Below are 22,091 nucleotides of genomic sequence, written 5' to 3'. Positions count from 1 at the left end.
CTGTCGGGGCCGGAGCCGTCCACCCACACGGGTCCAGCGCGGGGGCAGGGGGACGAGCAACCGCTTGTCACCACCACCAACGCGGGCACCGCCCGCTCCGTCACGCCGCCGAACGAGGGACAGCCCCCGCCCGGACCGCACACACCGGGCGCGGCGGGCGCACTCCGGGGCGACGCGCGACCATGGAAACCTACAGAGGGTGGTGAGGTGCAATGGCATCCGCCGATGAGGGCTCCCCGGCGGAGCCCGGCCCGCTGTCCTCCGGGGACGGGCGGGGAAGGACGCGCATGGCCGACGACGCGGCGGCGGTGATCGCCGGGGACGGCACGGTCATCGCCTGGACCCGTGGGGCCGAGGCGCTGCTCGGGTATCCGGCGGCCGAGGTGGTGGGCCGCTCCGCCGCGCTGCTGCTGACGGGCCCCCCGGACACCTCGCGGACCGCCGCGGTGGCCGCCCGCTGCCGGGCCGGGTCGGGGTGGAGCGGGCTTCTCCCCCTGCGGAGCCGGGACGGCCGGTCGCTGGACATCGACGTGCGGGCCACCGCCTCGTTCCAGATCGCCGGGCGGGAGGGCTTCCTGGTGTCCGGGCGGGAGCTCACCCCGCACTGGACGATGAGCGGGTCCGTGCTCGACGACTTCCTGACCCGGTCGCCCGCCGGGATGGCGGTGCTCGACCCCGACCTGCGCTATCTCTGGCTGAACGACACCCTGGAGCGGTTCGGCGGCGTCCCCCGGGAGCAGCGGCTGGGACGCCGGCCGGGCGATGTGCTGCCCGGAGCGCTGGCGACACCCATCGAGCGGCTGATGCGGCAGGTCCTGTCGACCGGCGAGGCGATCACGGACTTCGAGTACCTGGGCTGGAGCTGGGCCGATCCGCACCGCCGACGGGCGTACGCGAGCTCGTTCTTCCCGCTGGCCGACGCCCAGGACCGGCGGATCGGCATCGGGTACCTGGTCCTCGACGTCACCGACCGGTGGAACGCGCGCCGACTCCTCTCGTTGGTGAACGAGGCCGGATCGAGTATCGGCAGCACCTTGGACGTACAGCGCACGGCGCAGGAGCTCGCCGATTTCGCGGTGCCCCGGTTCGCGGACTTCGTCTTCGTCGACCTGCTGGAGACCCCGCTCGGCGGCGACCGGCCGGGGGCGGCGGCCGAGGGCGAGCGGCCGGCCATGCGCCGGGCGGGCATGAGCTCGGTGCGGGAGGGCTGCCCGGAGGGAGTCGTACGGGTCGGGGAGACGGTCGACTTCGTGCCGCCGCACGACACGCGCTTCCTCCTCGACGGCGCCCCGGTCCTGCTGCCGGTCCTCGACCCGGACGGCAACGGGTGGGCGGGGGAGCAGCCGGCGCGGGCCGACCGGATCCGGGAGTTCGGGCTGCATTCGATGATCTCCGTACCGATGCGGGCGCGCGACACCGTGCTGGGGCTGACCACCTTCATGCGGTCGCAGAATCCGGTGCCGTTCGACGAGGACGACGTGGCGCCCGCCCGGGAGCTGGTGGCGCGTGCTGCCGTGGCGGTGGACAACGCCCGCCGCTACACCCGGGAGCACAACGCGGCGCTGGTGCTCCAGCGGAGCCTGCTGCCGCACACGCTGCGTGGCGGGACGGCGCTGGACGTGGCGTCGTCGTACCTTCCGGCGGACGCGAAGGACGGGGTCGGCGGGGACTGGTTCGATGTGATCCCGCTGTCCGGCGCCCGGGTCGGTCTGGTCATCGGCGATGTCGTCGGGCACGGCATCGGGGCCGCCGCGACCATGGGCCGGCTGCGCACCGCCGTACAGACGCTGGCCGACATGGACCTCCCTCCGGACGAGCTGCTGGCCCGCCTGGACGATCTCGTCCTGCGGCTCAGCGAGGAGGAGCCGGCGGCTGGCCCGGCGGAGCGGGGCGGTACGACGGTGGTGGGGGCCACCTGCCTGTACGCCGTCTACGATCCGGCGAACGGCAGTTGCACCATGGCGCGGGCCGGCCATCCGCCGCCGGTGGTCGTCACACCGGACGGGGCGGTCACCTTCCCCGACCTGCCCTCCGGGCCGCCCCTGGGGCTCGGCGGGCTGCCCTTCGAGTCCCTGGAGATCGAGCTGCCCGAAGGGAGCCTCCTCGGTCTCTACACCGACGGGCTCATCGAGGGGACCGACAAGGACGTGGAGAGCGGAATGGTCCGGCTGGGCCGGGCGGTGTCCCGGGGCGGGCTGCCGCTGGAGGACCTGTGTCCGGCGGTGGTCAAGGAGCTGCTGCCCGTTCCGCAGCCGGACGACATCGCCCTGCTCCTCGCCCGGACGCACGTCCTGAGCCCCGAGCACCTGGTCTCCTGGGACGTGCCCGTGGACCCGGCGGCGGTCGGCGAGACCCGGGCCAGGGTCTCCCGCCAGCTGGAGGCGTGGGGGCTGGCGGAGCTGTCGATGACGACGGAGCTGATCGTCAGCGAGCTGGTGACCAACGCGATCCGGTACGCCTCGGGGCCGGTCCGGCTGCGGCTGCTGTTCCAGTCGGCGCTGACCTGTGAGGTGTCCGACACCAGCAACACCTCGCCGCGGCTGCGGCACGCCAGGACGACGGACGAGGGAGGACGCGGGCTGTTCCTCGTCGCGCAGCTCGCCCATCGGTGGGGCACGCGCTACACCTCCCGGGGGAAGATCATCTGGGCGGAGCAGCATCTCCCCTGACCGGCCCTGATCGACAACGCCCAGGAGCCCCCTCCCCAGGAGCAGGCCGACACCCCCGCCTGGAGCGGGCCGACACCCGCTAGGAGTGGGCCGACGCCTCCTCGCGGGCGAAGAGGCGGGTCAGCGGTCCGCCGGCCCGGATCAGCTCGTCCCAGGTGCCCTCCTCGACGATGCGCCCACCGTCCAGGACCGCGATCCGGTCGGCCCTGCGGACGGTGGCCGGGCGGTGGGCGATCACCAGGGTCGTCCGGGTGGCGGGGTCGGCCGAGAGCGCCCGGGCCAGTTCCGCGTCGCCGCGGTGGTCCAGATGGGCCGTCGTCTCGTCCAGGACGAGCACGCGCGGGCCGCTCAGCAGCCCTCGGGCCAGGGCGACCCGGGCGCGCTGGCCACCGGACAGAGTCGCCCCTCGCTCGCCGACGGCGGTGTCCAGCCCGTCGGGCAGGGCGTCGGCGACGAGGTCGACGCCGCAGATCCGGGCCACCGCGCCGACCTCGTCCGCCGTGGCGTCCGGAGCGCCCAGGCGGAGGTTCTCGGCGAGGGTGCCGTGGAAGAGCGGGGCCTCCTGCCCGACCACGGACACGGTGGCGCGCAGCTCCTCCTCGGTGAGGTCCCGCAGGTCGACGGGGTGCGCCGGGTCGGGGGGCACGAGCTCCACGGCGCCGGCCTCCGGGTCCCAGTACCGCGCCAGAAGGTGGGCGCAGGTCGACTTGCCCGCCCCGGACGCTCCGACGAGGGCCACGGTCTCGCCAGGCCGGACGGTCAGGTCGACGCCGTCCAGAACGGCCTCTCCCCCGTAGCCGAACCGTACGCCGCGCAGCCGTAGCCCCAGCGGTCCCGCCGGTACGGGGCGCGGGGCGGTCGGCGCGGGTGCTCCCGCGGGGGCGTGCACGGCGGCCCGGACCCGTGCCGCGGCGGCGCGCAGGCCGCCCGCCCGGCCGAGTGCGGCCGCCGATTCGGCGACCGGGGCGAGGGCGCCCAGGGCGAGGGCCATGGCGGCCGGGGCCCACGCCCCGTCCAGACGTCCGGCGGACGCGGCGTGGGCGGCGGACGCCACCACCCCGATGACGGCGGCGACGACCAGCAGGTCTCGGGCCGCGGCCGCACCGGTCTCCCAGGACTGTTCGGCGCGCTGGGCGCGGGCGAGCCGGCGTCCGGCGGACCGGAGCCGGGCCCGCCGGCGGTTCAGTGCCCCCGCCATCAGGAGTTCGCGCAGCCCGTCGACGCTCTCCACGGTCTCGGACGACACCTCGGCGAGCGCCCTCCGGGTCGTCGCCCCGCGCTCGGCCCGCCCGCGCGCTTCGAACAGCGGCGACCAGATCAGGAGCAGCGCGGCGGGCACGACGGCGAGCAGCAGCCAGGGTCCGAGGGCCGCCAGCACGGTGGCGGACACCGCGAACACCACTCCGGATGCCAGGAGTTGGGCGATGGCGTGGGCGTAGAAGAACTCCAGTGCCTCGACGTCCCCGAGCGCGGTGGCCGCGAGGTCGCCGCTGCGCCGGCCCGCGATCCGGGCGGGGGCGCTGCGGGCCAGACCGTCGAAGACCCGGACGCGGAGTTCGGCGAGGACCCGGTAGGCGAGGTCGTGCGAGAGGTCCATCTCCCGCCAGGTGGCGAGGGCCCGGAGCAGGACGAGCCCGGCCAGGACGGCGACGGTCACGGGGGTGGGCGGGCGGTGCTCGGTGACGGCCGTGCCCACCGTGTACGCGGCGAGGGTGACCAGGGCGACCAGGGCCGCCTGGTCGACGAGGGCGGCCAGGCAGGTGCGCAGCACCGTGGTGCGGTGCGCGCCGAGGACCGGGAGGAGGGAGCGCAGGGCGCCGGTGGCGGCGTCGTCGGCGGTCGCGGTGACGGAGGGGCCGGGCAGGGGAGGACGGGCGGGACCGGCCGGGCCGGTGACTGGGGTCGGGGTCGGGGTCATGCGGCGTGCTCCTCCTGTGCGGTACGCCCGGCCGCGACGAGCGAGGCGTAGACGCCGCCCCCCGCGAGCAGGGTGGTGTGGTCGCCCGCGGCGGCCACACGGCCCGCGTCGAGGACGACGATGTGGTCGGCGTGGCGTACGGCGTCGAGCCGGTGGGCGACGACGATGCAGGTACGGCCGCGGCCGGCGGCCGTCAGTTCCCGCACGATGCGCGCCTGCCCGCGTTCGTCGACCGCGCTGGTCGCCTCGTCCAGGATCAGGACCGGGGCGTCGGCCAGCAACGCCCGGGCGAGGGCGAGCCGTTGGCGCTGACCACCGGAGAGGGTGGCACCGCGTTCACCGACGAGGGTGGCGTAACCGTCCGGCAGCCGGGCGATCTCCTGGTCGATCCCGGCGGTGCGGGCGGCGGCGCGGAGTTGTTCGTCCGTGGCCGCCGGGCGGGCGATGCGCAGGTTCTCCGCGATCGTGCCGTGGAAGAGGTAGGTCTCCTGCGAGACCACGGCGATGCCCCGGCGCAGCGAGGCGAGGGTGTACGCGGCGGTGTCCGTCCCGGCCACGGTGAGGCGGCCCCGGTCCGGGTCCCGTTGCCGCAGCAGCAGGCTCAGCAGGGTCGACTTCCCGGCCCCTGACGGACCGACGACGGCGGTGGTGCGCCCGGGGGCGGCGGTGAAGCTGACGCCGTCGAGCGCGGGCCGGCCACTCCCCTGGTGGGTGAAGTGCACGTCCTCGCAACGGATTTCGGGTGCGTCGCCCCAGGCCGCGACCTTGTTCCCACGGTCCGGCACGGCGGGTTCGGCGGTGCGCAGTGCGGCGATCCCGTCGGCCGCGGAGACCCCGAGGTAGCCGGCGTGCCACTCGCGGGAGAGGTCGCGGACGGGGCGGAAGCATTCGGAGGCGAGGAGAAGCAGGAGGTACGTACCGGTGGCGGCGGTTCGGCCGGTGGCGGCCGAGGAGCACGCCACGAGTACGGCGGCGACGGTACCGCCCTGGACGGCCAGGTCGGTGAGGCCGGTGTCGACGAGCGAGACCCGGAGTTTGGCGACGGTGGTCCGGTGCAGCGCGGCCGACCGCCGCTCCAGCCGTTCCCGTACGCGGCCCACGGCACCGGTGGTGCGCAGGGTCGGCATCCCCTGGAGGGCCTCCAGGTAGTCGGCGGCGAGGGCTTCGTAGGAGTCCCAGTGCTCCTTGCCGCGCCGGGCGAGCAGCCGGTCCCACCAGCGCGGACCGAAGAGGGCGAGCAGCAGGGCGGGGCCCAGCGCGAGGGCCGCGTACGGCTCGACGAGCGCGACGGCGACGAGCAGCAGTGGAGGGACGGCACAGGTGATGAGTGCTTGGGGCAGATAGCGCGAGACGTACGCGTCGACGCCCTCGACGCCGTCCACCAGCGTGGCGCGCACGGCTCCGGCCCGCGCACCGGTGATCGCGGTGGGCCCGAGCGCGCCGAGCCGCCGAAGGAGGGTGTCGCGGAGCCGTACCCGTACGGCGGCCCCCGCCGTGACGGCGGTCAGGCGCTGGGCGCGGCCGAGGGCGGCGCGGACCAGGACGACGGCGATGACGGCCGTGAGCAGCGGGGCGAGGGTGGCCGTCCCGCCCCGGGCGATCCGGGAGAGCACGAGGGCGAGCAGGACGGCCTGGGCGAGGTGGGTGGCGGTGACCGCCGCGAGCAGTGCGGTGGCGAGGCCGAGCGGGCGGCGCGCGGTGCTCGCGGCGCGCAGGAGTTCGGGGTGGAGCATCATGGGCGTACTTCCTCGCCGGGCGGGGCCGTCGGGGGCGACGGGGTCGGGTGTCGGGTGCGGGGTGCCGGTTCTTGGGTGCCGGGTGCTGGGTGTCGGGGCCGGTCGTGGGTGCCGGTGTCGGTCGTGGGGTGCCGTGGCCGTCGTTGCGTGCCGGTGTCGGTCGTTGCGTGCTGGTCGTCGGGCCGCTTCCGGGTTACGGAGGTGAGGCGGGTTCCGGTGCGCCCCCGGGGGCCGGGGAGCCGCCCAGTGCCAGGCCGTGCACGATCCAGTCGCGCCCGGGGGCGTCGCCGAGAGCCGCGCCCAGGTCGGCCTGCTGCCAGGATCCGATGGGCCGTGCGCGCAGGCCCAGTGCGGTGGCCTCCGTCTGGGCCGTACCGACCGCGTATCCGGCGACGAGGTGGCTGCTGCGAACAGCGGCCGACGGGGCGTCCTCGGGACAGCCGTGGGCGAGGAGCACCGCACCCGCGGTGCCGATCCACTGCTGGCGTGCGGCCCAGCGGGCGAGGGTGGGACGCGCGTCGCCGGAGGCGCGGATGCCGAGGCCCCGGCAGCCGGGCCCCGCCGCGTACAGGGCCGGGACGGTGCCGCCGACCGCCGCGGTCCAGGCGGGTCCGGCGGGCCGTGCTGTCCGCACGGTGGCCAGGATCCGGGCGAGCGCGTCGTGGCCGGGCGGATGGTGCAGCTCGTCGGGCGGGGCGCTCCGGCGCGCCTCCAGGACGCCGTCGGTCACCGCTCCCGGGCGCGGGGCCGGGTGCCAGGTGCCGCCGGGCAGCTCGGGGGCTCCTGCGATGCGATGCAACAGGTGTCGTGCTGCGGCGAGTTCGCGGGGCGGAGCGGTCTCGGCGCCGGGTCGCGGCGCCGGGGCTCCGGCACGGGGCAGGGCGGCCCAGGCGCTCAGCAGCCCGTCGGCGCCCACGGGCCCGCCCGGGGGCGTCAACCGGACTGCGGCGAGCGGCAGTTCCGGCTCGGTGCCGGGCCAGACGTCCTGCCAGTCCGGGGCACGGGGCAGTCCGGCGGCGGCGGACAGCAGGGCGCCGTCCGCGTCGAGGGAGACCCGGACGTCGACGGCCGGGGGCCCGGCCAGCGCCAGGGCGGCGGCGGCGTGCCCCGTGTCCAGCAGCAGCAGCGGCCAGGCCCGGTGACCATAGTGGGCGACGGTGCGGGACGCGGCCGCGGTGAGGACGACGAGGGCGCCCGGGGGTACGTCGGCGGGGGCCGGGCCGCGCGGATGGGCGCGGTGGGTGCGCGGGTCGTAGCTGTAGCGCCCGGGCGGCAACGAACAGCCCGGCCCGAGCAGCAGGTGGGCGCGCACCGGGTGGAGGGCGCCCGCCGAGGGAACCGGTCGCAACCGGCCCGGGGTGCCGGTGGGCGCGGCCAGGGACAGCCGCAGCACGCGGTCCAGGTCGATCACGGCCCCGAAACCTGGCCCTGCCCCGAACCCGCTCCCGGACAACTGCAGCCCAGGACCACCCCAGGGGAACGGGCGCTCCGGAACGCACGGGGAAGGGTCAGGAAGCCGCGGCGACCGGGCGTCCGCGAGCGCCTGGCGCAGGAAGGCCGGCGCGGGGCGCTCAGGGCGGGCCACGGGAGCGACGCCGCCGCCGGGAACCGGCCCCGGGGAATGGGCGGAAGAGGGCGCGTCCGGCGACGCGGGAGCGGGTCCGGCGACGTCGGCACGTGGCCCGTCGGGCGCCCCGGAGGCGGACGCGGTGGGCGGGGTGGGCCGTGCGGCACGCGCACCGTCGGCAGGCGCGTCCGGCGGCACCGCGCGCACGGAAACGGGCGTGGCCGGCAGCACGGCGCGCACCCCACGTGCGGGCGCAACGGCTCGGTCCGGGGTTTCGGGCATGGCGGTGCGCTCCTTCACATGTGCGGTGGCGGGGCGAGGGTGAAGTCCTCCGGGGCGGAGGGTGGTTGGGTGCGCCAGCCCCGGGAGAGCGCCGCCGCCGCGAAGCGCGGGCAGCCGAAGTAGCCGAAGGCAGCGGGCGAATTGGGGATCAGGCCCGAGACCAGGACACGGGCGACGCGCAGCGTGGTCTCGGCGACGTCCTCCGTGGTGAGGTCCGCGGTGATCACCCGGTGCCCTCCGGCGGCGAGCGCAGCATCGAGCGCGGCACGGCTGCCCGGGGCGATCGCGGCGACCGGGACCGTACCGAGGGCGGGTTCGGTGAAGCGGCGGGTGAGCGGGGCCATCCGGTCGTCCAGCCAGACCTGGACATGGGCGCCGAGGTCGCGGACGGCGGCGAACTCGGGCCCGCAGTCGTCGAGGTAGCGCCGGTCGGCGCGGTGGTCGAGGTAGAGGCCGCGGGCCAGCATCCCGGCTTCGACAGCCCGGTACACCCAGCCGTCGGCGTCCACTGCGCCCTGTGTGAACACCCAGGTGTGCACAGCTTCCAGCACCGCCTTGCGGGCCGCCTCCGCCGGGTCGTACCGGCAGGCGAACCCCGCCGCGTAGATGCCGCGCCCGGGATCGTGCACGAGGGCCGCCACGCAGGGGGCGAACTCGGAGGGCATCTCCACGATGTGCACGCCCAGCCCGCAGCCGGCCAGATCCTCGGTGAGGCCGGGAACGCTTGCCAGGTCGATGCCCCGGGTGGGCCCGTCCAGGTGCCACCACAGTTCCAGCGCGTCGCGCTCGACGACTTCGAGGAGCCCGCGCTCCACGGCGTCGTCGAGGCCCTGCCCGGTGGCGATGCCCGCGTAGTTGAGGTGGTGGGTTCGGGGCAGTGAACGCAGTTCGCCCTGACGCCAGTTGAGGTGGGTCAGCGCGACGGGGGCCCAGCAGGGTTCCCCGCTCTCGACCGCCCGGGTCCACAGCACCGGTGTGTCGGGAGTGAGTTCGGCGTACGGGAACCCCGGGCGGTCGTACTGCCAGGCGGCGTACGTCGGCAGAGCGCCGGGCCCGTAGAAGCGGTGGCCCTCGGCGGTCAGTTCGGCGGCGGTGGCCCGCCGGGGCTCCTGGGGGTGGCCGGGCGGCGGTAGGCGGTTGCCGCAGTAGCGCTCGACGGCCTCGGCCACCGCGGCGATCCACGCGCCCCGGGGGTCGCCGAACGTGGTGCCGAGCGAGACCCGGTCGGCGGGCCAGGCGCCGAGGCGGCGGGCGTCGGCGACGTCCGCGGTCATCGCGGTGTAGCGGGGCGGCGCGCCGGTGGGGTGCTCGACGGGCGCGACGGCCCGGATGATCCCGCTGACGGGATCGACGAGGGCTTCGAGGGGCAGGGCGCTGGTCAACGGCATATCTCCGGTACGGGCTCGACGTAGCGGCGTCGGGCGACGACGGGCAGGTGGAGGGCGCTGCCCCGGGGGTTCACGGTGCGGCGGGACGGGGCGAGCCGGGTGGAGGTGACCGGGTCCTCGCCGGTGTGCGGGTTACGGGCGTGGGCGGGGAAGTGGTGCCCGGCGATCTCGGCCCGCAGCCGGGTCCCGGCGGCCAGCCGACGGCCCAGCGTGCCGAGCGGCACGGTGATGTCCGCGGCTTCGCCGGGCGGGCCGGTGCGCCGGACGATGCCGAAGGCGAGCGGATCCGCACGGCCGGACGGGTCGAGCGCGGTCAGGCGTACGGCCCAGTCGGCGCAGGGCGTGTCGGCCGTGACGTTGATCCGGGCGACGGCGGCTCCCGCCAGGTCGAGCGGGCGCGGCAGCGGCGGCGAGAGGAGCAGACAGCGGTCGGCGAGGCCGCCGCCGGCCGGGACGGTGAGGTCGTCCGAGCGCACGGGCTGGTCCGGGTCGGCACCGAACTCGGCTCCGTGGAGCAGCCGTAGACCGGTGGGCGAGCCGAAGGGCCAGGCAACGGTGTGGGCCGGTTCGGCGGCCGGGGGCGGGACGGGGACGCGGGCGTGGCCGGTGATCGCGGCTCGAGGGGTGCTCCGCACCCGCGTGCTGTGCCAGCGGCCGCTGTCGCCGAGGGCGATGACCCCGTGCCGCGTCGGCTCCAGGCGGCCGGCGAGCGCGGCGCGGGCCCACCGTACGTACAGCGCACCGAGGTTGACGCGCGCTCGGGCCGGTGCGGCCGGGTCGGCGGTGAGGCGGTGGCCCCAGGGGCCGAGCAGCAGACGGGCCGGACCGCCCCAGCCGTGCCACAGGGCCACGGTGTCCTCGGCGAAGGGGTCTCGGGTGCCGCCGACGGCGAGCAGCGGAAGGCGGGAGGTGGCACCGAGCTCGACGAGCCGACCTCGCCCTCGGTCGGCCCAGAGCCCACGCCAGGACGGCAGTTCGCGCCCGAGGGCCCCGGCCAGCCGCTCCCCCAGACGGGCGACCGGGAGGTGTTCGAGCAGCCGGGGGTCATCCGTCAGGACGCGGGCCAGGGCGTCCGGGTCGGAGTCGCGGCGGTCGCCGTGGGCCGCCCACCAGCCGGCCCGGGCCCACAGCCGCTCCGGGCCCCCGGGCTCGCGCGCCGTCTCGGTGAGCCCGAGCGCGGGGACGGCGGCGATGACGGCGTCGGGGACTCCGTCGCGGTGGGCGTCGTCGGGAATCTTGTCGCGGAGGACCTCGTCGGGGGCGGCGAGTGCGGTGACGAGGGCGCAGTGCGCGGCGTATGAGGCACCTGCGGCGACGACCTCTCCGTTGCTCCACGCCTGTGCGCGCACCCAGGCGACGGTGGCCGTGCCGTCCGCCCTCTCGTGTCCACGGTAGGGGTGCCACTCCCCCGGTGAGCCGTGGCGGCCACGTACGTCCTGGGCGAGGGCGGCGAATCCGTTCGCCGCCCAGGCGCGCAGCTCGGCGCGGTGGGCGTCGCGCCCGTAGGGGGTCCTGATCACGACGGCGGGACGCGGCCGAGACCCGTCCGGGAGGCATACGTCGGTGGCGAGCGGGGTGCCGTCGGGCGTGGGGACGTGCACGGTACGGGCGTTCACGGGCGCGTCTTCGCGGTGCCGGTCCCGGGGCGCGTCCCGCCCTGCGTCGGGGCGGGCAGAGGCGCAACCTCCGGGACCGGGAGCACGGGGTGCTCGGTGACCGTGAGGTCGCGCAGGTCGATCCGGCGAAGCCGGCGACGTGCCGGGAGGCCGGCAGCCCCGCCCGGTGCGACTGCGACCGCCACTCCGGCTTCGGCTTCGGCTTCGGCTTCGGCTTCGGCTTCGGCTTCGGCTTCGGCCCAGGCGATCAGATCGGCGGTGAGGAGTGCGGCGATCAGAGCTGCGGAAGCCTCGGTGGGGTGCGGTCCGGTGTCGGGGGTGCGGTGTCCGGCCCAGTACGCGGCGAGTTCGCGATGGGCGGCGGTGGCCGCGAGCCTGCGCAGTCGGACGTGCCGCGAGGTGACGTCGCCCGGGGCCGCCGCAAGGGGTTCGGTCCAGCTGTGCGCGCCCTCACGGTGGCAGCGCAGCCAGGCGACGCCTCGCCCGGGCAGCCGGTCCGCCGTGTCCCAGAGCCCTTCGGGCACGGGTGAGTCGAGGCACCACACCACGGCGACGCGCCCTTCGGTGCGGTGGTCCGGGGTCGCCCGGGCGAGCTCCGCCACGCGGTCCGGGGTCGTCAGGTGCACCTTGGCCCCTTCCGCCCCGGCGCAGCGCGCCACCGGGCCGGTGAGCACGGGGTCGCCGAGGACGTGGACGGTACGGCCGGCGAGCGGAGCCCGGGGCGGGGCGGACACCGCGTGTCCACCGGCCTCGAACGCCTCGACGAGCCGGGCGAGTCCGGTGGCGTGCGGGTCTTCGCCCGGCGCCCCCTCCCCCGCCAGCCGGCGCACCAGGGCTTCGCCGTCGACACCGCCGGTGTCGATACGCAGGAACTCCCCTCCGGAGGTCCGGAGCACGGGGCCGGCACCGGGGACGGTGACGATCCCGGTGCCGGGAGCGAGTCGACTGCGGGTCACGGAATCCTCCGGTGCGGGAATGCGGGATGCGAGGACGGGGGACGGGTTGTTCGAGGACTGAACGGGGCGGACCCGCCCGGGATGTGACCGGGCGGGCCCGCCCCCGCGGTACCGGGGAGACCTGCCGTCAGCGGCAGGCTTCGCTCACTTCTCGGCCGCGGTGTCGGCCTCGACGGCGTCGTCGAAGGGGTTCTCGACGAGGGCGTTCGAGTGGGTGGCGGACAGGTGGGCGAGCTGGCCCTGGTCGGCGATCGGGCTGAACACCTTGTTCTGCTCCATGAGTTGACGTCTCCATTCGGTCGGATCGGATGGGTGTGTGTCGCGGCGATCGTGCGTGCCGCAGCACAGACACTAATGAATATGATTTTCATTCCGCAATAGCTGGAGCGGATCGAGAGGGTGATCTGGGTAACAGACGGGCCAGCCACCCTCGCTGTCGATCCCCACCCGGCCGTCCACGCCGAGGACTTCGGCCAGCAGCTGCCGGGTGACCACCTCGGCCGGGGGCCCGTCGGCGGCGACGCGGCCCTCGCGCAGCGCGACGATCCGGTCGGCGAACCGGGCGGCGTGGTTGAGGTCGTGCAGCACCATCACCACCGTCAGCCGGCGCTCCGCGCGCAGCCGTACGACCGTCTGGAGCACCTCCAGTTGGTGCCGCAGATCGAGATACGTGGTCGGCTCGTCGAGGAAGAGCACGCGGGCGTCCTGGGCCAGCGCCATGGCCAGCCTGACCCGTTGGCGTTCGCCCCCGGACAGGGCGTCCACCGGCCGGTCGGCCCAGGCGGTGACACCGACGTCCGCGAGCGCCCGGGACGTCACCTCGTCATCACCCTCCCGCAGCATCCCGAGCGGCCCCCGGGCGGCATAGCGCCCTTGACGTACCAGTTGACGTACCGTCAATCCTGGTACTGAAGGCGCCGATTGATGGAGCAGGGCGACGCGTCGGGCGGCAGTGCGGCGGGGCAGCCGCGCCACGTCGTCACCTTCGAGCAGAACCCGCCCGCCACTCGGGGTGAGCAGTCCGGCTGCGAGCTTGAGGAAGGTGCTCTTGCCACATCCGTTCAGACCGATCAGGGCGACCAGTTCGCCGGCGCGGATCCTCAGGTCCACCCCGCGCAGAACCATGCGCCCGGGGTAGCCGAAGGCCAGCCCCTCCGCCCGGACGACATCCGGGCCGGACTCCGCCCCCGGAACCGCGCCCGAGTTCGGATCCGGCTCCGTATCAGGGCCGATCGCCTTCCCCGGGCTCACGTCCACCGGTCCGGTCAGTTCTTTCGCCATGCCACCCTCCTCATCCGCTCTCTCCCACTCCCACTGCCGCCTCCACTCCTGTCGACGTGGCACCTCTGTCTCTCGCCCCGTCATCGCTCGTCCGCCCGCCTCCGCGCGACGACCATCAGCAGTCCCGCCCCCACGAAGGTGGTCAGGGCGCCCACCGGGAGGGTCAGCCGGTCCGCGTCGAACGCGGTGGCCAGCAGCCGGGACAGCACTTGGGCGGCGGCGTCCGCCCCGCACACCACCGCCGCGCCGAACAGCGCGGCGCCCGGGAGCGTGACGCGCAGGTCGGCGCCGAAGACGGCCAGCGCCAGATGGGGCACCAGCAGCCCTACGAAACCGAGCGCGCCCACCGCCGAGACGGCGCCGGCCGTCAGCGCCACCGCGCACACGAGCGCCGCGCCCCGGCCCCGGCCGGTGGCCAGACCCGCGGCGGCGGCCTGTTCGTCGCCGCAGCGCAACAGGGTCAGCGGCCCGGCGAGCAGCCAGGCCGCCGCGCCCCAGAAGGCGGCCCACGGCCAGAGGAGATTCCAGTGCTGCCAGACCCGGCCCTCGGTGGAGCCGATCAACCACTGGACGACGCTGCCGAGTTCGCCAGGGGCCACCAGGAGGACGACGGCGGTGAGGCCGGCGAGCACCGCCGACACGAGGACCCCGTAGACGGCGGTCTGTTCCGGGTCGCCCCGGTCCCGCCCGGTGAGCAGCCACAGCAGCCCCGCTCCGGCGAAGCCGCCGAGGCAGGCCGCCACGACCACGGCCGTGGGGGATTCCCAGCCCGCCAGGCCGAGACCGGTCGCGGTCACCGCGCCTAGCACCGCACCGGGGGTGACGCCGGTGACCTCGGGTCCGGCCAGCGGGTTGCGCAGGGCCGACTGGAGCACGAGCCCGGCCACTCCGAGGCAGGCCCCGGCGACCAGCGCCACCAGCAGCCGGGGCAAGCGCAGTTGGAGCACGATGTGCTCGGCGGTGGGGTCGTCGCCGCTCCCGAGCAGCACGGCCCGTACGCCTTCGGGCGTGACGCCCCGGCCGGCGAACAGATCGGCGCAGGCCACCACGGCGACGAGCAGCGCCAGGCCGCCCAGCCGGACACCCGGTGCGCGCAGAGCGAGGCGGGCACGGCCGGCCCGTCCGGGCACGGTGTCGATGAGCGTCATCGTTCCGCCTTCCGCAGGACGGGAACCGGGACGTTTGACGGACCCCCCGGTACGGACAGGGCCACGGGCCCCCGGTCCCGGGCGGGCCGCCTCCCCCGCTTCAGCAGCACGACCCCGACCGGCACCCCGACCAGGGCGGTCCAGGCGCCGACGGGCGTCTCGACCGGGGCGAGTGCCAGCCGGGCCGGCTGATCGGCGCACAGCACGACGACCGCGCCGCACACGGCGGACCGGACGAGCCACCCGGCCGCACCGCCGTCCGGGCGAAGACGGCGGGCGAGGTGCGGGGCGAGGAAGCCGACCCAGGCCACCGGCCCGCAGACCGCGACGACGGGGGCGATGAGGACGACGGCGATGCCCAGCGCGGCCACCCGCGCCCGCTCGACCCGTACGCCCAGGGCACGGGCGTCGTCGTCGCCCAGCCGCAGCACACCGAGCACCGGCACGCACAGCACCAGCGCGGGGACGGCCACGGCGAGCCAGGGCAGCAGACCGCTGACGTCGTCCCAGGTGCGGGCGGACAGACTGCCCAGCAGATAGCGGTAGATGAGCTGGAGGTCGAGCTGGTCGGCCATGACCATGAGCACCAGCAGCCCCGCCTGGAGCGCGGCGGCGACGGCGGCTCCGGTCAGCAGGACGGCCGAGGGACTCCGCCCGAATCCGGCGGCGACCAGGGTGAGCAGACCGCCGAGCGCCGCCCCGGCCAGGGCGAGGAACGGCTGCAGTCCGAGAGGGACGGCGAGGGCCAGGACCAGAGGCGCGGCGACGCCCAGGGCGGCCCCGGAGGAGACCCCCAGCATCTCCGGCACGGCCAGCGGGTTGCGCAGGGCCTCCTGGAGGACCAGGCCCGCCGCGCCCAGGCAGGCGCCGGCGAGCAGCGCCAACACCAAGCGGGGCAGTCGTAGTTCGGTGACGACGAGCCCCGCGAGCCCGTCGGCCCCCAGCGTGGCCGGGAGCCTGGCGGGCGGGACGTACGGCGTGCCGAGGCTGAGCGCGCAGACCGCGCTCGCCAGGGCCGCCGCGCCCAGGCAGAGCGGTGCCACGGGCGGACGCCTCACCGCAGTGCGGCCGTCGCCTCGTCGAGGACGACGCCCAGGGACCGGGTGCCGCGCCCCTTGGCCCACACCTCGGAGTCGACCTCGATGACCTTGCCGTTCTTCACGGCCGGGATCCGTGACCAGAGCGGGTTCTCGGCCAGTTTGTCGGAGAGCTTGCCGTCCGGCGCACCGAAGGAGAGAGTCTCCACGAACAGGACGTCGACATCCCGGGCGAGGATCTCCTCCAGGCTGTAACTGCCTTCGACGCCCCGGCTCTTCCAGGGGTAGTGGGAGATCTTCGGGAACAGTCCGGCGGCCACATCGGTCTCCGGGGTGGCCACGCCGAAGTTCTCGTCGCTGCCGTAGACGATCAGCGCGGTCTTGTCACTCTTCGTCTTCTCCGCCTGTGCCAGGCGGGTACGGAAGGCCTTCTCCGCCTTCTCGCCCTGTCCGGTGCGGCCGGTGAGCGCGGCGAGGTCCCGCAGGTAGCCGACGCTGTCCTGCCAGGATCCGGGCTGGACCGGCCAGAACGTGGTGGCGCCCTTCAGTGCGGGGGCCAGCTTGCCGTGGGTGTCGTCCAGGCCGATCACCAGGTCGGGGCGGTGGGACAGGATCGCCTCGACCTCGGGGCTGAGGAAGCCGCCGGGCACGACCGGTATCTTCGCCGCCTGCTCCTCGCCCAGGAACTTCGGGTGCGCCAGCACCTGGGAGTTGGTGGCGGTGGGGGTCATGCCCAGCTCGACGAGGATGTCGTCGCAGAGGGCGACCAGGCAGACGATCTTCTCCGGGGGCTTCGGCAGGGAGACCGTGACGCCCTTGGCGTCGGTGATCCGGGGGGCGGCCTCGATGGGCCGCACCTCTGTGGTCGTACGGGATCCGGCCCCGTTCCCCGGAGCGGCGGCCGGCTCTCCGGTGCCGGTCTCCTCGGTTCCGCAGCCGGCCAGCAGGCCTCCCAGTACGGCGATCGCGGCCCAGCGGCGAACTCTCAGCGCGGTTCGTGGCATCGACGGTCCCTCAACGTTCCTGTGCGGTCCCGGGGATGCGGCAGCGAAGGCGGCGGAGCCCCGGGAACGATCCCCGCCACAAGCCGAAACCTTACACATGATTATCATTTCCATTAAAACAGCGGGGTCCCCTACCGATTGCAGGAGTTCGCCATGCCGCACGCCCCCACCCCCCATCCCTCACCCCACGCGCCGCCGCGCCTCCTGGTCGCCGACCACGTCGCGGGGCGGATCAGCCTGCTGGACCTCCCGGACGGCACAAAGCGGGCGGAGCTGAAGCACCGGCACCTCGCCGAGCACGCGGGGTTCCTCGCCCTGCCGGGCGACCTCACCGCCTTCGTGGACGACCGGGCGGGTGAGCTGCTGGTCCTCGACCCCTACGGCCCCGGAGCGGGCCGGCCGCTGGTCCGGCGGCGGATACCGGTCGCGGTACCCGCCGAACATCTGGCGGCGGATCCCGGTGGGCGGTACCTGGCGGTGACCACCGGCCTCGGCTGCAACGAGGAGGCCTGGACCGGACTTCTGACGGCCGTCGACCTCGACGCGCCGGACGGCGCCGTCGCCGTACGCGTACGGGGGCGCACCGGCGAGCCAGGGGTCACGGTCCTCGGCGGACCGTCCCCGCTCGTGGTGCTGCGCCACCGGGAGCCGGGCGAACTACTGGTCCACCGGCACCGCGACCTGATGCGTTCGGCTCCCGCCTGTCCGCCGGCGGACCCGGTCCGGCGGATGGCCCTGCCGGACGACGACGGGCACGGTGACGCCCACGACCCGCTCACCGGGCGGGTGTTCGCCGCCGCGGGCTCCGGGGTGCACCGCGCACGGCGGAAGGGGGACGGCCTCGTGCCTGAGGCGCCCTTGTCCTGGTCCGCCGACGGGCGTTTCGGCGGGCGCGGCTACTACCTGCGGCTCGACCCCGTGCGGCGCATGCTCTGGTCCTGCGTGCGCGGCGGATCAGGTGACCCCGGGCAGTGGCCGGACTGGTCCAACGACGCGTGGTGGCACCACCTCGACACAGGCGTCACGGGCCGGCTGGAGCTGGGCCCCGGGCTGGTGTTCCGGCTCGCGGTGACCGCACGCCACATCGCGTACACCCGGGTCCACCCGGACGGCGACGAGCTCATCCTCCTCACCGCGCCCTCGGCCCCCGGATCCCGCCCGGAGGCCGGCGCACGGCTACCGCTGCCCGCCATGTCCGGTGCACCCCGCCGCGGCGGGACTCCCTGGGACGGCGTCCAGCGGCGGGCCGTCGCCGCCTCCCCCGGCGGGGGCCTGGTCGCGGTCAGCCGGGGAGGCCATGGCGAGGTCCATGTCTTCGACGCGGACCGGACGGACCTGCTCACGACCCTGACCGTCCCGACACCCCTGGACGACGGCGGTCACCTCACGCTCGTCACGCCCGGGGACGGAGCGCACGCCGATCCCGTCGGCCGCTGAGAGCGACGTCGCGGGTGGTGGCGCAGCGGGACCGCCGTACCACCACCCGCCCCTGACGGCCGGACAGCCTTCACCAGGAGGACTTGGTCACCCCTGGCAGGAAGCCCGCGTGGGCCTGCTCACGCATCCGGACCCGGGAGAGGCCGAACCGGCGCAGATACCCTCGGGGCCTGCCGTCGACGCTGTCCCGGTTGCGGACCCGCGTGGCACTGGCGTCGCGCGGCTGGCGCCGCAACTCCTCGACAGCGGCGACGCGTTCGCGCTCCGGAGTACCGGGCCGGCGGATGATCTCCTTGAGCTCCGCCCTGCGGGCCGCATAGCGCTCGACGATCTCCCGGCGCCTGTCGTTCCGCGCGATCTTGCTCTTCTTCGCCATCAGACCTTCCCTCCCCGCGCACGGATGCGCGCGACCGCGGCCTCGATGCCGATGCTGTCGACGGTCTTGATCGCCCGGGCACTCAGCGTGAGGCGCACGTAGCGCCCCTCACCGGGCAGCCAGTAGCGCTTGCGCTGGACATTCGGGTCGAACCGGCGGGACGTCCGACGGTGCGAGTGGGAGATGTTGTTGCCGAATCCCGGCTTCGAGCCGGTCAGTTGGCAATGGGCGGACATGAAAGTTACCTGCCTCTCCTTCGACGCATCCATTATTGAAAATGGAAACCATTGCCATATAGTAGCGCCCATGGCTCGCAACGAAGTACGCCCGGTCATCAAGCTCCGCTCCACCGCGGGGACCGGCTACACCTACGTCACCCGCAAGAACCGGCGGAACGACCCCGACCGGATGGTGCTGCGCAAGTACGACCCGGTCGCCCGCCGCCATGTCGACTTCCGCGAGGAGCGCTGAGGCCCACCGCACCACTCCCGGCCCACGACCCGCACACCCCTGAAGCCCAACCCCCGAGGACACCGCCATGAAGCCCGGAATCCACCCCTCGTACGGCCCCGTCGTCTTCCGCGACAAGGCCGCCGACTTCGCGTTCCTGACCCGTTCGACCATGACCAGCGACCGCACCGTCGCCTGGGAGGACGGCAACACCTACCCGGTGGTCGACGTGGAGATCTCCTCCGCGAGCCACCCCTTCTACACCGGCACCGCCCGCGTCCTGGACACCGCCGGACGCGTGGAGCGCTTCGAGCGCCGCTACGGGCGCGGTGAAACCCGGTGAGCGGGCACCGCACCAGACTGCCCGTCGTCATCGTCTGCGGCCTGCATTCCGAGGCGCGCCACGACGTGGTGGAAGGGCTACTGCGGGATGTTCCGCACAGCGTCGCGCTCCACTACGACCTGTCGACGGCCACCGGTGGGACGGTCCGCCGATCCCTGCGGGACGCCGGCGGCGAGCTGGCCTCCAGCGAAGCACCGCTGGTGAACGAATGCGCCTGCTGCGCGCTGCGCGAGGACCTCGTCCCCGAACTCGAACGGCTCGCGGAGGACGGGGTGACCCGCCTCGCCGCCCTGGAGCTCTGGGACTCCGTCGAGCCGAAGTCCATGGCCGAGGTGATCGCCGCGCACACCGACGCCGCCGAGGTGACGAACGTGTTCGCGGCGGTCGACCCGACCCTCGTCCTGCCCTGCCTCTCCAACGGCGACGATCTGGCCGAGGCCGGTCTCGCGGCGGCGCCGGCCGACCGGCGGACCATCGGCGACACCTGGGCCCGGCAGGTGGAGTACGCACCCGTCCTCGCCGTGTCGCCGAGCCCGGCGGCCGACGACGAGGACCGCGCGCTGATCCGCCAGCTCCACCCGACGGCTCGTCAGGCAATAACCGGATCAGCCGAGTTGGCACGGCTCGCGTTCGCCGGATTCGACGTGGAGGCGGCGGCCGCGGGCCAGCACCCGGCCTGCGCGCTGCTGCCGCAGGAGGCGGAGGAGGCCGGGGTGGGCACGCTCGTCTGGCGGCGGCACCGGCCCTTCCACCCCGAGCGCCTCCTGGACGCCCTGGAGGACCTGAGCTGCGCGGCGGCCCGCAGCCGGGGCAGGTTCTGGCTCGCGGACCGGCCCGACACCCTGCTCTCCTGGGACGCGGCGGGCGGCGCCCTCTGCGTGGAGAACACCGGCCCCTGGCTCGCCTCGCTCCCGGACGCCGCCTGGTCCATGGTGCCGCCCTACCGGCGGGCGGCCGCCGCGCTGGACTGGCATCCCGAGCACGGCGACTGCTGCCAGCACCTGGTCTTCGTCTCCCCCGGCCTCGACCGCGACGGCCTGACCGGGCTGCTGGACTCCTGCCTGCTCACGGACGAGGAGTACGGCTCCGGCCGGGAGGCGTGGAAGAACCTGCCCGCCGCGTTCGACGAGCTCCTCGACCCGGTCCACTGACCCGGCCCGTAGCGCCGCGCCCGCCCCCGTAACCCCGTAAACCGCAACCCGTAGCCCTCCGTAACCCGTAGCCCGTAACCCACCGAACACGAGGAAGCCTCATGGCACGTCAGCCGGACCCCCGCAAGCCGCTCAAGAGCCGGCCGAACCCCCTGGACGCCGCCAGGATCACGTACATCGACTACAAGGACACCGATCTGCTGCGGAGGTTCATCTCCGACCGGGGGAAGATCCGCAGCCGGCGCGTCACCCGGATCAGCGCCCAGCAGCAGCGCCAGGTGGCCGCGGCCGTCAAGAACGCCCGCGAGATGGCCCTGCTCCCGTACGCCGGACCGGCCGCGGGCAAGTAGCGCGACGTCGCCCCTGCGGCGGGGACGCGCCCGCCGCTCGGGACGCAACACGGTGGCAGCCCGGAGAACATGGACGCATGGGCGCGGTGAACCGCTCTACGGGATGGCCGTCGCGCTGGCCGTCGCCTTCCTGATCTCGCTGCGCCATCCGGGGACCCGGGTGACGCAGGAGTCCTCCGGTTGGCGAAGGACGGGCCCGGTATCAGGCGGGCCTGGTGACGAACCGACCGGGGCGGGTCGCTGCCGGCCGCGGCGGAAACGGCTGGGGCGACCACCTGCTCCCGGTCGTCGTGGACGGGGCGCGTGCGGGGCACGCCGGGTGGGGCGGGACGCCGGAACCGGTCGGGCGGGGACGGTGTGGATTTCCGTCACCCCGGCGTCGGCACGCCCCGGTGAACCAGATGGATCAGAAGGCGAACACGGCGTTGTCGTTCATGCTGCCCGCCATCTCGCATGCGTTGCCGTACGTGGCGCTGAACCGGACCGGCTTGCCCTGCCAGACACCGTGGGCGGTCACCACGACCGGGTCCCACTGGCGGGTACAGGTCCGGTTCGACGGGCCGGCGGTCAGTTCGGAGAACTTCCCCTGGACAGCGGCCAGTTCCTCGCATGCCGCGGCGGGAGCAGGGTGCGTCCCCTCGGCGGTGGGGGCGCAGGCGAGGGTGACGGCCCGCTCCACGGTGGCGGTCAGCGGGTCCTCGCCACGGGCGACGGTGAGGACGAGCGCGGAAGGCGCGTAGAGGCTCTCCGCCTTCGCCGGCGCAGCCTGCGCGGTGGCGGTCGCGAAGCCGCCGAGCAGAAGGGCGCTCGCGGTGACGGTTGCGAAGATGGCGTGAGGGTTGCGTCGCATCGGTGAAAACTCCTCGGTCGGGTGCCTGATTGCGGTCAGGAGTCTTACGCATGCGGAAAGTAAGCGCACATCGACGGCCAGCTTCCAGCCGCAGACGAACACCCGAACCGACCGAATGGTCATTCGGGCAGCTCAGGCACCTCGCGCAGGCCGTCCAGCATATGGACAGGCTTCGGCGGTTCAATCCGAAACAACCATCTGACCTGCAAATATGCCGAAACACCTCGATGCGCCAAACCGCCGCTTCGGCCGGAAAGGACCGCCATCCGGGACCCCCGGCCCGGGTCGCCCCCACTCGGCCGCCCTCTCGGCGCGAATGCCGGCCGATCGTCGAGCCGTTTCACGGATCACACGGAGGACGGAATTCCGGATCCCCCTTGACCGGGCAAAGCTAGGCTAGGCTAACCTCACATTCGTGATCGTTCCTGCCCTCGACCGAGGAGACCCACCGCCGCGTCGGCGCTCCGCGCCCGCTGCCGGTGCCCCCGCCGCGACCGCCGGTGCCGGGCCCGGTGCGGCCGTGTCCGGCGCG

Annotated in this window: 20 protein-coding genes; 6 read left to right on the top strand and 14 right to left on the bottom strand. The window is 74.8% G+C overall.

Annotated elements, in window-relative coordinates:
• The first annotated feature begins 212 nt into the window (after nucleotides 1-212).
• Nucleotides 213-2,669, top strand: a complete 2,457-nt coding sequence (locus tag IG90_RS0117450; RefSeq protein WP_030584810.1) for a SpoIIE family protein phosphatase — start codon at nucleotides 213-215, stop codon at nucleotides 2,667-2,669.
• Nucleotides 2,670-2,748: 79 nt separating this feature from the next.
• Here IG90_RS0117450 and IG90_RS0117445 read toward each other — a convergent pair whose 3' ends face one another.
• From IG90_RS0117445 to IG90_RS0117395, 11 genes are all read right to left on the bottom strand, one after another.
• Nucleotides 2,749-4,587 (bottom strand): ABC transporter ATP-binding protein, encoded by a 1,839-nt coding sequence (locus IG90_RS0117445; protein WP_030584808.1) that lies wholly within the window; start codon nucleotides 4,585-4,587, stop codon nucleotides 2,749-2,751.
• Entirely contained in the window at nucleotides 4,584-6,323 is a 1,740-nt protein-coding gene (locus IG90_RS0117440) for an ABC transporter ATP-binding protein/permease (RefSeq protein ID WP_030584806.1), read from the bottom strand. The genes IG90_RS0117445 and IG90_RS0117440 overlap by 4 nt, the downstream gene beginning before the upstream one ends.
• A gap of 193 nt (nucleotides 6,324-6,516) precedes the next feature.
• Complete coding sequence (locus IG90_RS0117435; RefSeq protein WP_033894343.1) at nucleotides 6,517-7,908, bottom strand: nitroreductase family protein; 1,392 nt, start codon at nucleotides 7,906-7,908, stop codon at nucleotides 6,517-6,519.
• A gap of 278 nt (nucleotides 7,909-8,186) precedes the next feature.
• Nucleotides 8,187-9,554 carry a YcaO-like family protein gene (locus IG90_RS0117430; protein ID WP_030584801.1) on the bottom strand — a complete coding sequence of 456 codons (1,368 nt, stop codon included), beginning with the start codon at nucleotides 9,552-9,554 and terminating at the stop codon, nucleotides 8,187-8,189.
• Entirely contained in the window at nucleotides 9,551-11,176 is a 1,626-nt protein-coding gene (locus IG90_RS0117425; RefSeq protein ID WP_030584798.1) for a CocE/NonD family hydrolase, read from the bottom strand. The genes IG90_RS0117430 and IG90_RS0117425 overlap by 4 nt, the downstream gene beginning before the upstream one ends.
• Nucleotides 11,173-12,132 (bottom strand): hypothetical protein, encoded by a 960-nt coding sequence (locus IG90_RS0117420; protein WP_030584796.1) that lies wholly within the window; start codon nucleotides 12,130-12,132, stop codon nucleotides 11,173-11,175. The genes IG90_RS0117425 and IG90_RS0117420 overlap by 4 nt, the downstream gene beginning before the upstream one ends.
• Before the next feature lie 144 nt (nucleotides 12,133-12,276).
• Complete coding sequence (gene amiA / locus IG90_RS45915; protein WP_006129278.1) at nucleotides 12,277-12,411, bottom strand: streptamidine family RiPP; 135 nt, start codon at nucleotides 12,409-12,411, stop codon at nucleotides 12,277-12,279.
• 72 nt (nucleotides 12,412-12,483) lie between these two features.
• Complete coding sequence (locus IG90_RS0117410; protein WP_030584793.1) at nucleotides 12,484-13,413, bottom strand: ABC transporter ATP-binding protein; 930 nt, start codon at nucleotides 13,411-13,413, stop codon at nucleotides 12,484-12,486.
• An 80-nt stretch (nucleotides 13,414-13,493) separates the two neighbouring features.
• The gene (locus IG90_RS0117405; protein WP_030584791.1) at nucleotides 13,494-14,561 is read right to left on the bottom strand and encodes a FecCD family ABC transporter permease; all 1,068 of its coding nucleotides are present in this window, start codon (nucleotides 14,559-14,561) and stop codon (nucleotides 13,494-13,496) included.
• On the bottom strand, nucleotides 14,558-15,619 hold the full coding sequence (locus IG90_RS0117400) for a FecCD family ABC transporter permease (protein WP_030584790.1): 1,062 nt from the start codon (nucleotides 15,617-15,619) through the stop codon (nucleotides 14,558-14,560). The genes IG90_RS0117405 and IG90_RS0117400 overlap by 4 nt, the downstream gene beginning before the upstream one ends.
• On the bottom strand, nucleotides 15,616-16,602 hold the full coding sequence (locus IG90_RS0117395; protein ID WP_030584787.1) for an ABC transporter substrate-binding protein: 987 nt from the start codon (nucleotides 16,600-16,602) through the stop codon (nucleotides 15,616-15,618). The genes IG90_RS0117400 and IG90_RS0117395 overlap by 4 nt, the downstream gene beginning before the upstream one ends.
• Nucleotides 16,603-16,755: 153 nt before the next feature.
• Here IG90_RS0117395 and IG90_RS0117390 point away from each other — a divergent pair, with 153 nt between their 5' ends.
• Nucleotides 16,756-18,039 carry a hypothetical protein gene (locus IG90_RS0117390; RefSeq protein WP_030584784.1) on the top strand — a complete coding sequence of 428 codons (1,284 nt, stop codon included), beginning with the start codon at nucleotides 16,756-16,758 and terminating at the stop codon, nucleotides 18,037-18,039.
• Between the two features lie 70 nt (nucleotides 18,040-18,109).
• Here the strand turns inward: IG90_RS0117390 and rpsN are convergent, their stop codons facing one another.
• Together rpsN and rpmB are read right to left on the bottom strand one after the other, a co-directional pair.
• Nucleotides 18,110-18,415 carry a 30S ribosomal protein S14 gene (rpsN, locus tag IG90_RS0117385; protein WP_030584781.1) on the bottom strand — a complete coding sequence of 102 codons (306 nt, stop codon included), beginning with the start codon at nucleotides 18,413-18,415 and terminating at the stop codon, nucleotides 18,110-18,112.
• Nucleotides 18,415-18,651 (bottom strand): 50S ribosomal protein L28, encoded by a 237-nt coding sequence (gene rpmB / locus IG90_RS0117380; RefSeq protein ID WP_030584778.1) that lies wholly within the window; start codon nucleotides 18,649-18,651, stop codon nucleotides 18,415-18,417. Before rpmB ends, rpsN begins: the two co-directional genes overlap by 1 nt.
• A 70-nt stretch (nucleotides 18,652-18,721) precedes the next feature.
• Here rpmB and rpmG point away from each other — a divergent pair, with 70 nt between their 5' ends.
• The 4 genes from rpmG to rpsR all read left to right on the top strand — a co-directional run bounded on the left by rpmG (nucleotide 18,722) and on the right by rpsR (nucleotide 20,709).
• Nucleotides 18,722-18,886 carry a 50S ribosomal protein L33 gene (gene rpmG, locus IG90_RS0117375; protein WP_003964410.1) on the top strand — a complete coding sequence of 55 codons (165 nt, stop codon included), beginning with the start codon at nucleotides 18,722-18,724 and terminating at the stop codon, nucleotides 18,884-18,886.
• A 67-nt stretch (nucleotides 18,887-18,953) separates the two neighbouring features.
• Complete coding sequence (locus tag IG90_RS0117370) at nucleotides 18,954-19,208, top strand: type B 50S ribosomal protein L31 (protein ID WP_030584775.1); 255 nt, start codon at nucleotides 18,954-18,956, stop codon at nucleotides 19,206-19,208.
• On the top strand, nucleotides 19,205-20,359 hold the full coding sequence (locus IG90_RS0117365) for a CobW family GTP-binding protein (RefSeq protein WP_030584773.1): 1,155 nt from the start codon (nucleotides 19,205-19,207) through the stop codon (nucleotides 20,357-20,359). Before IG90_RS0117370 ends, IG90_RS0117365 begins: the two co-directional genes overlap by 4 nt.
• A gap of 101 nt (nucleotides 20,360-20,460) precedes the next feature.
• Nucleotides 20,461-20,709, top strand: a complete 249-nt coding sequence (gene rpsR / locus IG90_RS0117360) for a 30S ribosomal protein S18 (protein WP_030584770.1) — start codon at nucleotides 20,461-20,463, stop codon at nucleotides 20,707-20,709.
• Nucleotides 20,710-21,115: 406 nt separating this feature from the next.
• On the opposite strand, the gene IG90_RS0117355 is transcribed toward rpsR, so the two are convergent.
• The gene (locus tag IG90_RS0117355) at nucleotides 21,116-21,559 is read right to left on the bottom strand and encodes a subtilase-type protease inhibitor (RefSeq protein ID WP_030584767.1); all 444 of its coding nucleotides are present in this window, start codon (nucleotides 21,557-21,559) and stop codon (nucleotides 21,116-21,118) included.
• Between the last annotated feature and the right edge of the window lie 532 nt (nucleotides 21,560-22,091).

Origin of the sequence: Streptomyces anulatus (assembly GCF_000721175.1) — a bacterium.
Taxonomy (GTDB): domain Bacteria; phylum Actinomycetota; class Actinomycetes; order Streptomycetales; family Streptomycetaceae; genus Streptomyces; species Streptomyces anulatus_C.
The sequence above is the reverse complement of the archived record's forward strand: the minus strand, read 5'-3'. Positions and strand labels throughout refer to the sequence as shown.

What these genes read in the sequence shown, in the direction of transcription:
- IG90_RS0117405 (WP_030584791.1), bottom strand. Translation starts at nt 14,561, where the DNA reads ATGACGCTCATCGACACCGTGCCCGGACGGGCCGGCCGTGCCCGCCTC.
- IG90_RS0117370 (WP_030584775.1), top strand. Translation starts at nt 18,954, where the DNA reads ATGAAGCCCGGAATCCACCCCTCGTACGGCCCCGTCGTCTTCCGCGAC.
- IG90_RS0117450 (WP_030584810.1), top strand. Translation starts at nt 213, where the DNA reads ATGGCATCCGCCGATGAGGGCTCCCCGGCGGAGCCCGGCCCGCTGTCC.
- IG90_RS0117395 (WP_030584787.1), bottom strand. Translation starts at nt 16,602, where the DNA reads ATGCCACGAACCGCGCTGAGAGTTCGCCGCTGGGCCGCGATCGCCGTA.
- rpsN (WP_030584781.1), bottom strand. Translation starts at nt 18,415, where the DNA reads ATGGCGAAGAAGAGCAAGATCGCGCGGAACGACAGGCGCCGGGAGATC.
- IG90_RS0117440 (WP_030584806.1), bottom strand. Translation starts at nt 6,323, where the DNA reads ATGATGCTCCACCCCGAACTCCTGCGCGCCGCGAGCACCGCGCGCCGC.
- IG90_RS0117355 (WP_030584767.1), bottom strand. Translation starts at nt 21,559, where the DNA reads ATGCGACGCAACCCTCACGCCATCTTCGCAACCGTCACCGCGAGCGCC.
- rpmB (WP_030584778.1), bottom strand. Translation starts at nt 18,651, where the DNA reads ATGTCCGCCCATTGCCAACTGACCGGCTCGAAGCCGGGATTCGGCAAC.
- IG90_RS0117390 (WP_030584784.1), top strand. Translation starts at nt 16,756, where the DNA reads ATGCCGCACGCCCCCACCCCCCATCCCTCACCCCACGCGCCGCCGCGC.
- rpmG (WP_003964410.1), top strand. Translation starts at nt 18,722, where the DNA reads ATGGCTCGCAACGAAGTACGCCCGGTCATCAAGCTCCGCTCCACCGCG.
- amiA (WP_006129278.1), bottom strand. Translation starts at nt 12,411, where the DNA reads ATGGAGCAGAACAAGGTGTTCAGCCCGATCGCCGACCAGGGCCAGCTC.
- rpsR (WP_030584770.1), top strand. Translation starts at nt 20,461, where the DNA reads ATGGCACGTCAGCCGGACCCCCGCAAGCCGCTCAAGAGCCGGCCGAAC.
- IG90_RS0117410 (WP_030584793.1), bottom strand. Translation starts at nt 13,413, where the DNA reads ATGGCGAAAGAACTGACCGGACCGGTGGACGTGAGCCCGGGGAAGGCG.
- IG90_RS0117445 (WP_030584808.1), bottom strand. Translation starts at nt 4,587, where the DNA reads ATGACCCCGACCCCGACCCCAGTCACCGGCCCGGCCGGTCCCGCCCGT.